Here is a 12,570-nt window from a genome sequence, read left to right as displayed (position 1 = left end):
GGCTTTATTTTGGGCAAGAGTCTTTCTAGAATGGCACTGGTGCTGGCGGTTCTTCTCCTGCTTGGCGGTTTGGCGGCAGGCTGCGGTGGCGGCGGAGACAAGCCCCAGGATGCAAACCAGGGGCAAACCTCAACGGAGTTAAGCGAAACCCTGCAGGTTAACGGCTCGACTACGGTGGCTCCGATTGCCCAGGCGTGGGCGGAAGCGTTCCACGAAAAGAACCCGAAGGTGGAAGTTGTTGTTTCCGGCACCGGCTCAGGTGACGGCATCGCCGCCCTAATCAACGGTACCACCGATATCGCAATGGCCTCCCGTGAAATGAAGGACAAGGAAAAAGAGCAGATCAAAAACGGGACGCCTGTAGAATATATTGTCGGTTACGACGCCCTGGCCGTGATCGTACACCCCGGCAACCCCGTGCAGTCCCTGAGCATGGAGCAGGTTAAGGACATTTTCACCGGCAGGATCAAGAACTGGAAAGAAGTCGGCGGGCCGGACAAGGCAATCATCATCTACACCAGAGATACCAGTTCGGGTACCTATGAATTCTTTAAAGAGCACGTCCTGAACAAGGAAGAGTTTGCGGATAACGCCAAAAAGGTAGCCTCCACCGCCGCCATGACCAAGTCCGTTGCCCAAGACGAGACTTCTATCGGCTATGTTGGCCTTGCTTTCGTAGATAGTACGGTTAAGGCCCTGGCTGTCAGCAACGAGGGTGGGAATCCTGTCGCGCCGTCCGTCGAAACAGCCAAGTCCAAAGAATACCCCATCGTCCGGGGTCTCAACATGTACACCATCAACGAGGCCCAGGGTCTCGCCAAGGCCTTCCTGGACTTCGGCCTGAGCGCTGAAGGCCAGGCAATGGTACAGGAAGTCGGTTATATTCCCGTTAAGTAAGGTTGTTCAGGTTTGCCGGCGGTGAGCCGGGAAAGGGCACGCCTCCCTTTCCCACGCTCGCCGCCGGTTTATTTTTTCCTCAACTGTTCACGGACTTTCTTCGGCAGCGTGAAGAAGAATTCGGAACCCTTGCCGGGTTTGCTGTTGACGCCTACCGTGCCCCCGTGGATTTCGACGATATGTTTGACAATGCTTAAACCCAGACCGGTACCGCCCTGCGCTCTGCTTCTCGCCTTGTCCACCCGGTAGAACCTTTCAAAGACCCGGTCGATGTCCTCGGGCGGAATGCCTATGCCCGTATCGCGCACCCATATCACGACGTCCTTTCCCTTTTCCGCGACTTCGATATCCACTCTGCCCCCCGCAGGGGTGTATTTAAGAGCGTTGTCAACCAGGTTGACAAGTACCTGCTCGATTAGGTCGCGGTCGGCTTCAGCCATCACAGGGACCTCCGGGAAGTTAACGCTCAGCGCGACATTCAAGCTCTCGGCTTGGCCCCGGAGCTTCAGCACCGTGTCGCCGACGATGGAGGATATGTCTACCGGAAGGCGTCTCAGTTTAACCTGCTTGGCCTCGATGCGGGACAGATCCAGGAGATCCTGAATCAGCCTTTTCAGCCGTTCGGCCTCGTTGTCGATGATCTCGACAAACTCGCGACTGGCCTTTTCATCATTGAGCGCCCCGTCGAGAAGCGTTTCCGTGAATCCCTTGATCGCCGTAACCGGCGTTTTTAATTCGTGGGAGACGTTGGCTACAAAATCCCGGCGCATCCTTTCCAGTTTTCGTTTTTCAGTGATGTCGCGGAGCACCGCGACGACCCCGGTCAGTTTCCCGGCCTGATCGCGAATGGGGGAGATAAACACTTCAAAAAAGGTTTCGTCGGGATAAGCGATCTTCATCTCTTGTTCGACGGTACGCCCGCCCTGCAGTCCTTCGTTAATCAGAGCGGATAGTTCAGGGTGTCTGATCACCGCGTCGTGGGGCATGCCGATGCTTTCGCGGCCGGCAAACGAAAGGAACCTTTCGGCGGCTGGGTTGATGAGATCGATCTGGCCCTTTTTATTGACGAAGATGATCCCGTTGGCCATACTGCCCAGGACGGCTTCGAGCTTGCTTTTGCCGTCGGAAATCAGGGTGACCTTGTCTCTGATTGTCACGGACATCTGGTTGAGGGCCTCGGCCAGTTCGCCGATCTCGTCCTTGCTTTCGAGTTTGGCACGGCAGTCGAAATCGCCCCCCGAAATGCGCCGGGCGAATTCGGTCAGTTTCTCGATGGGTTCAGTCAACCTCTTGCTCAGGCCGAGGCTGATCAGGATGGTGAAAAACACCGCCAGAGAGACGGCCACCACAACGGCCGACCACAGCCTGAAAAAAGCCCCTCTTATCTCGGCCAGGGGCATAGCAAGCCGCAGGAAACCAACCGGTCGGTCTTCTTGCATAATGGGCACCGCAACATACATCATATCCGTATCCAAAGTGCTGCTGTGACGGATGGCCACACCGACGCCGCCTGTCAGGGAGTCCAGCACTTCGGGGCGGTCAAGATGATTTTCCATCTGAGCCGGATCCTCAAGCGAGTCCCCCAGGACCGTCCCGTTGATGTCAATGATCGTCACCCGGGCCTTAACGTCTTGGGCGATCCTGCGCGCCAGTTCGCCCATTGTCATGGCGTTCCATCTGTCCTGCCTTGGTTCAAGCAAATCACATGCTAACAGGGCTTCGGTCTCTAGCCTGGTTTTGAGGCTATCGTAGAAGTAATCCTCAAGAGAATTCAGCAGGTAAGCCCCGAGAACGAGCATCGACATGATCACCAGGCCGATGTAAGTTGCAGTTAATCGCCACCTCAGCCTCTTAAACAAAACGGTTCATCCTCCCGGTCCCCCGTTTAGGCTTAGCAAGCAAAAAAAAAAGAACTTTCAGTTCATGTGACCCATCAGCGGTAACAGGACAACACCAGCCCGGTCTTAACCAGCCGGCGCCTTGAATTTATAGCCGACGCCTCTCACGGTCTTGATATACACCGGGTTCTTGGGGTTGTTTTCGATCTTTTCGCGCAGGTGACTGACGTGCACGTCCACGATCCGGGTATCGCCGGCGTAACTGTAACCCCATATGTTGTTGAGCAGAGCGTCCCGCGTCATCACCCGTCCGGCGTTCCGCGCAAGAAAATCCAGCAGTTCGAACTCCTTAGGGGTAAGCTCGACGGGTTTACCGTCTACGGTTACCTCATAGCTGCCCGAATTAATGACCAACCCGCCGATTCTGGTTTCTGAACTTCTTACGTATTCCTCTTTGGGGACTGTCCGCCTGAGGACCGCCTTAACGCGCGCGACGAGTTCCCGCGGGCTGAAGGGTTTGGTTATATAGTCGTCGGCTCCGAGTTCCAAGCCCAGTACGGTATCGATTTCCTGGTCTTTTGCGGTGAGCATGATAATCGCTGTCTGGACGCTTTCCTGCCGGATACGCTTACACACCTCAAAGCCATCGATCCGGGGCAGCATGATGTCGAGGATCACCAGGTCCGGCTTTTCCTCGCGGACGATCCTGAGCGCTTCCTCCCCGTCACAGGCTTTAAATGTAACAAAGCCCTCTTTTTCCAGGTTAAACGTTACAAGGCGGACTATGGCCTTTTCGTCATCAACCACGAGCACCCTGCGGGTCATCGCCCATCACCGCCAAAACAAGCTTTTTATCAAACACCTTCCCAAAAACAGAATTCGGCATTAGATAGCCGAATTCCTACATAAAAAGCGAGTTTCATTATTGGTTCCTATGGTACAAAGCACCAGAGCCATCAGATATGCAGGTTGGCTTCCCTGATCCTCCGGGCAAGCTCGAATTCAATCGGTTCGGGATCAGCAACCGGACGAAATTCAACTAGATCGGGAGAGAGCTTGGCCAGAAGAATGCCTTTCCCGTCTTTCTCCACCACCAGGTAGTAATCGGTCTGCAGCACCCGTACGGCATAATCCGGAGGGTCATCCGGACGATATATCTGGCGAATTTCAAAGACCTCAAGGTTATCCCTGTTGTCCAGGAAGTAGTCTATGGCATCCCTAAGCGTGACTTGCACGGTAATCCCTCCACGACACAAGATTTCAGGTCACTTTACATCATAACCAAGCGCGCACCGGCTTGGCAACCTCTGACGCACATACCGGGATGGCCGGGTGAAAGACTATAAAATGAAAGGGGGCTTTCGCGTGCCGGAAAAAGTAGACATCCAGGTTTCCCTGGCCGAGCTCCCGTCGGGCGACCTGGAGGCAATCCGGGAACTGGAACAGCGCCTTGGCGATAAATATTACCTTATCGCCTACCGCAAAACAAACTCCTTATCCTAAAGGCCGGACGTAGGGTCCGGCCTTTAGCTTTACGTCTTCAGGAAGGAATTCAAGGAGAGGCCGCCAATTAACCTTAGCTATAGGTCTTTACTCTATATATTCTTAACAAGGAGACATCATTTTGACTGGCACTGTTGTTAACGTGGCTGCAATTTGCATTGGATCGATCCTCGGCCTGGTAATTAAACGAGGTATCCCTGAACGGGTCAGCGAAACGGTTATGCAGGGGCTTGCTCTGGCCGTAATTCTGATCGGCCTGCAGATGGCTTTTCAGACCCGCAATCCGCTAATTGTCATCGGAAGCCTCGCCCTGGGCGGTCTGGTCGGAGCGGCAATAGATATCGAGGGAAAGCTCGATCGCCTGGGACGCTGGCTGGAGTCCAAAGTCGGGGGCAATGGTCACGGAGAAATAGGGCGGGCATTCGTCGCCGCAAGCCTGATCTTTTGCGTCGGCGCCATGGCCATAATGGGCTCAATAGAAGACGGTTTGACTGGTGAAGCTAAAACCCTCTTTGCGAAATCCATGCTTGACGGTATTGCTTCCATCATTTTTGCCTCGACCATGGGTATCGGTGTGATCTTTTCCGCCGTTCCGGTACTCGTCTATCAAGGATCCATCACCCTGGCCGCCGGCGCCGTCAGCCCTTATCTCAGCCCCTGGGTGGTCGCCGAACTGACCGCTACCGGCGGTCTCATCATCGTCGGCATCGGGGTTACGATTCTGAACGTTAATGGTTTTCGAGTCCGTGTCGGCAACTTGCTCCCGGCCATTTTTATTGCCGCCGCGGTCACCATGGTCCTCGAAAACCTGAAACTTTAAATCAGGAGAATTTTTCTTGGGTTGGGCTACACCCCAGACGATGGGCAGCAACCCGCCAGCCGTTTCATAAAGTTCAACGATATTTAATCCTGAAGCCTTAAACGTTTCTAACGTAGGGCGGTCAAGATGACACCCTCCGGCCACCCTCCTCCAGCAAGGCGTCAATCGCCGCTGCCATTTTGCCCAGGAAGCCTTTGAAGACAGCACGTGCTCCATAAAAAACAGTTTCCCATCGGTTTTAAGCACCCGTGTTATTTCTGCAGCCACCTGAGCCGGATTGCTGACCGAACAGAAGGTAAAAGTGGAGAGTACCGTGTCGAAACAGTGGTCGTGGAACGGAAGCCGCTCACCGGAGGCGACAATCAATTCCGGCGTTTTACCTCCGCCGGTTTTCTTGCGCCGAGCATACTGCAGCATGGCCGGTTCAGGATCTATGCCGACATAGTCGACCCCCTCGCCAATATTGGCAAGGTTAAGACCCGTTCCCACGCCCAGTTCCAGAACCCTACCCCTGGCCCTGCTGCTGAGAATGCGCCTGATCTGTTTGATATACACAGGTTCCAGCAATGGATATAAGGTTGCGTAAACAGCAGCAAACACTTTGCCCATTTTTCATACTCTTCTTGCCCTTAATTTCTTATTTAAAGAATGTTTTTACGAAAGAAAGCGCCTAAAAAGGCACACGCCTTTAGGCGCTTCCCTGTGTGGGAGAGTCTAAGTCATGGCTTGCTCCGCTTTCTGTACGGCTAACTTTACAAAGTTGCCGCATTCCCGGGAGGTGAGGTTACCATAGTCATTACCCTGAATCTTGTGGGCTACACCCATCTCCCGGGCGAACTCGTACTTGGTTCTGTCGCTCAAGTATTTCGCCATACCTAACCCTCCTCAATGAATATTTTGCCCCGTGGAGGGTTCGCAAACACAAACATTTTCTGGTCAACCAGCACATAAAAGGTTCGGCGTTTTTGCGCTGCGAATCTTTCAAACTTCAAATAAAGATTCTTGTTTAAGTATTTGCTGTTTAATCCGTGAAAATATCGCCAATTTAAGGCAGGCATAAAAAACTTAAATAATATCTAAGGATTACATTGACGGCAAGGTTCAAAACCGTTATCGAACGCCTCATCCCTGGACGAAAATGTAACCCTGTTTTGGCTGCTTACCTTCCCGGCGTGAGGACACGAAGGCCGGTGAAACTTCTTGCTGCTCCTGTTTGCGACATAGTACGGTTCGGGGTCGACGTCGAGTGCCCACAAGCCTTTATTGTTCCGGCGCGCCTCGGCCTGCAACGCGGCGAAAAGGTCAGCGTACTTAATATTTGGCGGAACAGTCATGACGACCGCATAGCCTTCGGCCACCAGCAAGGCATTAAACATTTTGTGGCGGGCCGACCCCGGCTCGCATTTCGCGGGATCTTCTGTCCAGATATAGGCCAGCATTCTCCCGTAGCGGTCGGTTTCTGCCACGTCGCGCTCGAGGTAGACCGGCTTTCCCAGCAGGCGCTGCTCCGTGAAAGCGGCGGACTCGCGCCCGTACGGCTCTTTTTCCTTCGTATACTCCGGCGCATCCACGCCGATCATCCGGACCAGGTGTTCCCGGCCGTTTACCGAAACCCTGACCGTATCGCCGTCGATAACCGAAACCACCTTGCCCTTGTAAACGGTGTTATCATCGGACGCCGGTTTAACGAAGCATCCGGCTAAGACAAGAAGCACGATAACCAGGGGTACGACAAACCGCTTGATTGCCGGAACGCTCATTCCTCCTTGCCTCCGGTTTTCAATTGCTCAAGCAGCCGGCCCAGCTCACTGCGGTCGAAGGTATACGCCTCACCGCAAAAATGGCAGGTTACGGTGGTGGCCTCGTCGGCCAGGTAAATCTTTTCCAGTTCGTCCTCACCCAGCGACAGTAACAGCTCGCCTACCCGCTCGCGGCCGCACTTGCAGCGAAAAGCCACGGGCATTTTGCTCAAGATGGCCAGGTCCAAGCCCGCAAACACCATGTCCAGGATATCCTCCGGGGACTTCCCCTCCTCGATCAGGGTCGATATGGGCGGCATGGCCTTAAGGTTTGCCTCCAGCCGGGAAGCCGTCTCCTCCGACGCGTCGGGCATGAGGTTAACCATTATCCCTCCCGCGGCCGTCACCCGCCCCTCGGGCGACACCCGCACGCCGAGGGAAACAGCCGAGGGAAACTGTTCCGAGACCGTCAGGTAGTTGGCGAGGTCCTCGGCGATTTCTCCCGATACGAGCCTGGCGCTTCCCGTGAAAGGCTCCTTCAGGCCCAGGTCGCGGGTGACGTAAATAAACCCCTTGCCGACAGCTTTGCCCACCGGCAGTTTGCTCGGTTGGTCCGCGGGCAGGTCGACGTGCGGCTCCTGGACGTATCCGCGGACCTCACCCAGAGCGCCGGCCGTGGCCACAATGCCGCCCAGCGGGCCGTCACCCAGCACGCGCACGGTTAAGATATCCTCGCCCTTGAGGTTAGCGCCTAAGAGCACCGCCGCCGTAAGGGTGCGCCCCAGGGCCGCCGTCGCGACGGGCCACGTGCCGTGCCGCCTGCGCGCCTCTTCCGCCGTTTCGGTTGTAACAGCAGCGAAAGCGCGGACTTCTTGCCGCGCTCCCATTGCCCTGATCAGATAATCACCCATCCAATCACAGTCTCCCGACTATGTAGTATGAACGAACGCTATGAGTGTCTACCCCTCGAATCCGGTGGCTATCGGCACCTTGGCCCCGCCTTGCGCGAGCAATTCGCGGACCTTGTCCTCCAGAGCCCGGGCGACATCCGGATGCTCCTTCAGGTAGTCGCGTGCGTTGTCGCGTCCCTGGCCGAGGCGCTCCTGCCCGAACGAGTACCAGGCGCCGCTCTTGGAAACAACCTTGAGTTCGGTGGCGATGTCCAGCAGGGACCCCTCCTTGGAAATACCCTGCCCGTAGATCAGATCGAACTCGGCCATTTTAAAAGGCGGGGCAACCTTGTTCTTTACAACCCTGGCCTTGACCCTGGCGCCGTAAATCTCGCTTCCCTGTTTAAGGTTTTCCGTTTTGCGAACCTCCAACCGGACGGAGGCATAGAACTTAAGAGCCCGTCCACCCGGGGTCGTCTCGGGGCTGCCGAACATGACGCCGACCTTCTCGCGGATCTGGTTGATAAAAATGGCCATGCTGCGCGATTTGGAAATAACCCCGGTAAGCTTGCGCAAAGCCTGCGACATGAGCCGGGCCTGCAGCCCCACGTGCGCGTCGCCCATGTCTCCTTCAAGCTCGGCCCTGGGTACCAGTGCCGCCACGCTGTCGATAACCACCACGTCCACGGCCCCGCTCCGTACCAGCGCCTCCGCTATCTCGAGGGCCTGCTCGCCGGTGTCAGGCTGGGCCACCAGCAAGTTGTCGATGTCCACGCCAAGCCTGGCCGCGTACAGCGGGTCCAAAGCGTGCTCGGCGTCAATAAAAGCGGCGGTCCCGCCGTTCTTCTGGGCCTCGGCGACGACGTGCAGGGCGACGGTGGTCTTGCCCGAAGACTCGGGGCCGAAGATTTCGATAACCCTGCCCCGGGGCATGCCCCCGATGCCAAGGGCCACGTCCAAGCTCAAAACCCCCGTGCTGATAACCTCCACGTTAAACTTTGCACCTGCCTCGCCCAGGCGCATTATCGAACCCTTGCCGAACTGCCGTTCAATACCCAGTAAAGCCAATTCCAGCGCTTTTTCCTTATCGCTCAACACGACCCCTCCCTCCAGCTGCTACCACCATTCTAAGCTAATTCTTCCTGTTTGCAAACAACAACCCCGTAACTTGACGGGGTTGATCCACGCATCCAGCCTCTTCTAGTGGCTTTCCAGGAAGACCTTCACCATATGCAGGGCGGCATTGACCGTCCCCTCGCGAACGGCCATCCGTTCACCGGGGAAGAAAAAGCGGCGCGTTACAACGTCTTTATCCGAAGCCAGAGCAATGTAAACCAGCCCTACAGGCTTGCCGGAGCTCCCGCCGTCAGGTCCCGCGATGCCCGTAACGCCGATGCCTATATCGGAACCGGTGACGCGCCGGACGCCCTGCGCCATCGCGACGGCCGTCTCCTCACTGACCGCCCCGTACCTGGCGATCGTCTCGGCAGGAACCCCCAGCATCTGCGTCTTCAGCTCATTCGAATAGGTCACCGCACCCCCGTAGAAGTACTGGGAACTGCCCGGAACGTCGGTCAGCCTGGCCGCCACCATGCCTGCGGTACACGACTCGGCGGTGGAGATGGTCATGCCCTTCTCCCGAAGCATGACGCCTACGTCCCTTTCGAGCAGCTGGCCGTCAACAGCAAACAGGTGGTCGCCGAGACGCTCCACCACCTTTTGCACCAGCTCCTCGACCATCTTTTCGGCCTCCCGGGGATCGGCGTGGCGGGCGGTCACGCGCACGTGCGTCGCCCCCGGCTTGGCCAGATAGCCCAAGCCCGGATTTCCCTGGCCGCCGAGATCCCGCAGGATCTCCTGCACGGCGTACTCGGCGATCCCCGTCAGCTTGAGCGTTTTCGTCCTCAGCACCTCGCCCCGCCCCGGAAGCCCGGCGATAAACGGGGCGACGTAGGTGGTGAACATGTGTCTGAGCTCGCGGGGGGGACCGGGAAGAATGATGATGACCGTGTTGTCGTGTTCGAGGAAACAGCCGGGCGCCGTTCCCTTATCGTTGGGGATGAGCCGGGCACCCGCGGGGAAACAGGCCTGGCGGCGGAAGATGGCGGGCATGGGTCTTCCCCGCTTGTCGAAGAAGGCCTGCATCTTGCTCAGGGCCTCGGCGTTCATAACCATCGGCACCCCAAGGATATCGGCGACGACTTCCTTGGTGATGTCGTCGGTGGTGGGTCCCAAACCGCCTGTGGTAATAACGATATCCGAACGTTTGACGGCTTGCTCGATGACGCCGCGCATCCGGTCCCAATCGTCGCCGACCGCCGTCTGCAAGGTCAACTCGACGCCGAGTTTCGCCAATTCAAGCCCGAGAAAGTGAGCATGTGTATTTATAACGTATCCCAGGAGCAATTCGCTGCCGGTGAACACCGCTTCGGCTTGCAACTGCAGACGCCACCCTTATTCAAGCTAGTTCACGATTTCACTATTCCAATTGTAATGCCAACGGCTCCCCCTGGCAAGGGATGATCGTCACGAGAGGAATACGGTACACTCCCGGCATAAAAGAGTGCACACCCGGCGAGGATGTGCACCCCTGGTTTTCCAAGCTTATGCCGCCGGCTTCTGTAAGAAGCTGCGGAACTCGTCCCCCGTCATTTTCTCCTGGGCCAGGAGCCGTTCTACGATCTGCTCGATCTGCGAGGTCATTTCCTGGAGGTAGGCCTTAACCTTCTCCTCCTGCTCCTTTAAAATAGCGGCGAGAGCCTTGTGCTTGACGTCCTGGGGCAGAGACTTGACATCCACAATCCCCAGGCCGGACATTCCCGCGCGAATGATCGTCTCGGCCAGATTCAGGGCCTGTTCAAAGTCGTTGGAGGCGCCGGTGCTGCGCGAGCCCAGCATCACTTCTTCGGCCACCGCCCCGCCGAGCATTACGGCGATCTGGCTCTCCAGGTGCTCCTTGGTATGCAGGTACTTGTCGTCTTCCGAGGTCTGCCGCATGTAACCGAGGGCGGCCCCGCGCGGTGTTACGGTCAGTGTGGAGACCGAACCCGGACGGTTCTGCTCGCTGACGAGGGCGTGCCCGGTTTCGTGGATGGCGACGCGCCTCATCTCCTCGACGGTCGGCCGACGGTCGAGCTTGCCGCCCATAATCACCTTGTCGACGGCCTCGTGCAGGTGGGCCTGGGTGATGACCTTGCTGCCTTCGCGCATGGCGAGAATGGCCGCTTCGTTCGCCAGGCTCTCGAGGTGCGCCCCGGAAAACCCGAAGGTATCCTTGGCCAGCGCCGGCAAGTCTACGTCTTCGGCCAGCGGTTTGTTGCGCGTGTGCAGTTTCAGGATCTCCAGGCGCCCCTCCTTGTCGGGGATGTCCACGCGAACCTGCCGGTCAAAGCGCCCGGGGCGTAAGAGCGCGGGGTCGAGCATGTCCGCGCGGTTGGTGGCGGCGACGATCAGGATGGTGACGTCCTCGTCGATGCCTATCCCGTCCATCTGGACGAGCAGTTCGTTGAGCGTCTGGTCGTATTCCAGGTGACTGGTGACCTGGCCGCGTTTTCCGCCCAGGACCTCGATCTCGTCGATAAAGATAATAGCATTGTTTTTTTTACGTTTCTGGGCCATTTCCCGTGCGGTTTGAAAGAGTTTCCGCACGCGCTGGGCGCCCACGCCCGCGTACATTTCGATAAACTCGCTGCCGTTCGCCGATACAAAGACCGCATCGGTATAATTGGCGGCGGCCTTGGCCATCAGCGTCTTGCCGGTTCCCGGCGGGCCGGTCAGGAGAATGCCCTTGAGAGGCCTGATTCCCAGCCTCTTGATCTCGTTCTTGCTCCTGATAAAATCCAGGGCTTCCCGCAGTTCCTCGATGGCCGTGTGCTGGCCGCCGATGTCCGCAAAGGAGATTTGCACCTGGGGCTCCGTGGCGACCTTGGCAAACGTTTTGACAATCCCCCGCTGCCTGGCCATGTAATAAGCCATGCCGCAAAGGGCGAGAAGGAAAATCAGCGGCCCCACGTTGTAGCCGGAGACAAGCAGGAAGACGATCAGGGCGAGTCCAAGGCCTAGAGCCACTTCCTTATGCATAGAGGCCACCCCCGTTCAGCCCTTTGTCGTCGCTGTTTACAGCGCCGCGGGGGATAACCTCCAGCAGGAAAGAACCGTTCCGGCCCTCCAACTGGACGTACACGTACTTGTTGTCGACGAACACCCTGGCGGCGGCGCCGGCCCCGCGCGCGTTCTCCTCAATCACCCGGGCCATTTCCGGAAAACTCCCCTGAGCGATGGCCTGGTGAATGGCGTACTGGCTCTCGTAAAGCACGTCAGACAAGGCCTTATCCCTCGTATCTTCAATAACTAGCCGGTAAGGGCGGCCGTTCAGGCCCGTCTCGATGCCGCGCTCCAGAGCCCGGTACTCACGCATAAGGTTGTCGTTCGGCCGCATGCGTACGGTAACAAGAACGAAAGCGCCCTGATCCTCCAACTCGAAAGACTCCACGTATTCGTTCGCGCTTAAATCCTGGCGCAAGGACTGGTTCGAGCCATATTTGTCATAGAGGAAGTTCCCTCCCAGGAAAACAGCCAGCCCGAAGATAAAGGTAAGGATGACGATCTTTATCTTTAAGCCGTACCACTGCATCGGTATCCTCTCCCATCTAATCCGCGCTGTCTCGACAGTCCTTATCATTCTTAGCGATTCGCAATTATGGATTATACCACAAGAGATGACGGCTTTCCTTATGAAATGCCTGGTACAAAGGGCCTGTTAAAAAACCAGGGGCTGTTCAAAGACAAGCATAGCATTTGAGAGGTGAGATGCGAGAAGTCACCTCACACTTCCCAATGGGCAGGCGAAGTTTTTCAACAGCCCTAAAGAAACGGCGGGATAC

13 protein-coding genes and 1 pseudogene are annotated in these 12,570 nt (G+C 56.8%); 3 read left to right on the top strand and 11 right to left on the bottom strand.

The features are described from left to right. Positions 1-9 precede the first annotated feature (9 nt). Positions 10-897 carry a phosphate ABC transporter substrate-binding protein gene (locus ACPV0M_RS02955; protein ID WP_425621493.1) on the top strand — a complete coding sequence of 296 codons (888 nt, stop codon included), beginning with the start codon at positions 10-12 and terminating at the stop codon, positions 895-897. A gap of 68 nt (positions 898-965) precedes the next feature. On the opposite strand, the gene pnpS is transcribed toward ACPV0M_RS02955, so the two are convergent. The 3 genes from pnpS to ACPV0M_RS02940 form a co-directional block, all read right to left on the bottom strand. Beyond that, positions 966-2,756: a two-component system histidine kinase PnpS gene (pnpS, locus tag ACPV0M_RS02950; RefSeq protein WP_425621492.1), complete on the bottom strand. Its 1,791-nt coding sequence runs from the start codon at positions 2,754-2,756 to the stop codon at positions 966-968. A 105-nt stretch (positions 2,757-2,861) separates the two neighbouring features. After that, positions 2,862-3,560, bottom strand: a complete 699-nt coding sequence (locus ACPV0M_RS02945) for a response regulator (protein ID WP_425621491.1) — start codon at positions 3,558-3,560, stop codon at positions 2,862-2,864. 131 nt (positions 3,561-3,691) lie between these two features. Next, positions 3,692-3,970, bottom strand: coding sequence for a hypothetical protein (locus ACPV0M_RS02940; protein ID WP_425621490.1), 279 nt, complete (start codon positions 3,968-3,970; stop codon positions 3,692-3,694). A 130-nt stretch (positions 3,971-4,100) separates the two neighbouring features. Here ACPV0M_RS02940 and ACPV0M_RS02935 point away from each other — a divergent pair, with 130 nt between their 5' ends. Both ACPV0M_RS02935 and ACPV0M_RS02930 read left to right on the top strand, forming a co-directional pair. Beyond that, entirely contained in the window at positions 4,101-4,238 is a 138-nt protein-coding gene (locus tag ACPV0M_RS02935; RefSeq protein WP_425621489.1) for a hypothetical protein, read from the top strand. 121 nt (positions 4,239-4,359) lie between these two features. Continuing rightward, entirely contained in the window at positions 4,360-5,058 is a 699-nt protein-coding gene (locus ACPV0M_RS02930; RefSeq protein WP_425621488.1) for a DUF554 domain-containing protein, read from the top strand. A 132-nt stretch (positions 5,059-5,190) separates the two neighbouring features. On the opposite strand, the pseudogene ACPV0M_RS02925 reads toward ACPV0M_RS02930, so the two are convergent. The 8 genes and pseudogenes from ACPV0M_RS02925 to ACPV0M_RS02890 all read right to left on the bottom strand — a co-directional run. Then, positions 5,191-5,667, bottom strand: a pseudogene (locus ACPV0M_RS02925) (class I SAM-dependent methyltransferase); the annotation flags it as partial. Positions 5,668-5,772: 105 nt separating this feature from the next. Then, positions 5,773-5,931 (bottom strand): small, acid-soluble spore protein, alpha/beta type, encoded by a 159-nt coding sequence (locus tag ACPV0M_RS02920; RefSeq protein WP_425621487.1) that lies wholly within the window; start codon positions 5,929-5,931, stop codon positions 5,773-5,775. A 203-nt stretch (positions 5,932-6,134) separates the two neighbouring features. Beyond that, complete coding sequence (locus ACPV0M_RS02915; RefSeq protein WP_425621486.1) at positions 6,135-6,818, bottom strand: thermonuclease family protein; 684 nt, start codon at positions 6,816-6,818, stop codon at positions 6,135-6,137. After that, complete coding sequence (gene hslO, locus ACPV0M_RS02910; protein ID WP_425621485.1) at positions 6,815-7,708, bottom strand: Hsp33 family molecular chaperone HslO; 894 nt, start codon at positions 7,706-7,708, stop codon at positions 6,815-6,817. Before hslO ends, ACPV0M_RS02915 begins: the two co-directional genes overlap by 4 nt. A gap of 48 nt (positions 7,709-7,756) precedes the next feature. Beyond that, positions 7,757-8,782, bottom strand: a complete 1,026-nt coding sequence (recA, locus tag ACPV0M_RS02905; protein WP_425621484.1) for a recombinase RecA — start codon at positions 8,780-8,782, stop codon at positions 7,757-7,759. Positions 8,783-8,887: 105 nt separating this feature from the next. After that, positions 8,888-10,126, bottom strand: a complete 1,239-nt coding sequence (locus tag ACPV0M_RS02900) for a competence/damage-inducible protein A (RefSeq protein ID WP_425621483.1) — start codon at positions 10,124-10,126, stop codon at positions 8,888-8,890. 165 nt (positions 10,127-10,291) lie between these two features. Continuing rightward, positions 10,292-11,767 carry an AAA family ATPase gene (locus tag ACPV0M_RS02895; RefSeq protein ID WP_425621482.1) on the bottom strand — a complete coding sequence of 492 codons (1,476 nt, stop codon included), beginning with the start codon at positions 11,765-11,767 and terminating at the stop codon, positions 10,292-10,294. Beyond that, on the bottom strand, positions 11,760-12,320 hold the full coding sequence (locus tag ACPV0M_RS02890; RefSeq protein WP_425621481.1) for a hypothetical protein: 561 nt from the start codon (positions 12,318-12,320) through the stop codon (positions 11,760-11,762). Before ACPV0M_RS02890 ends, ACPV0M_RS02895 begins: the two co-directional genes overlap by 8 nt. Between the last annotated feature and the right edge of the window lie 250 nt (positions 12,321-12,570).

This window comes from Desulfosceptrum tomskiensis (assembly GCF_049818055.1).
In the GTDB taxonomy this organism is placed as follows: domain Bacteria; phylum Bacillota; class Desulfotomaculia; order Desulfotomaculales; family JASEER01; genus JBFLVT01.
This window is presented reverse-complemented; position numbering and strand designations above follow the sequence as displayed.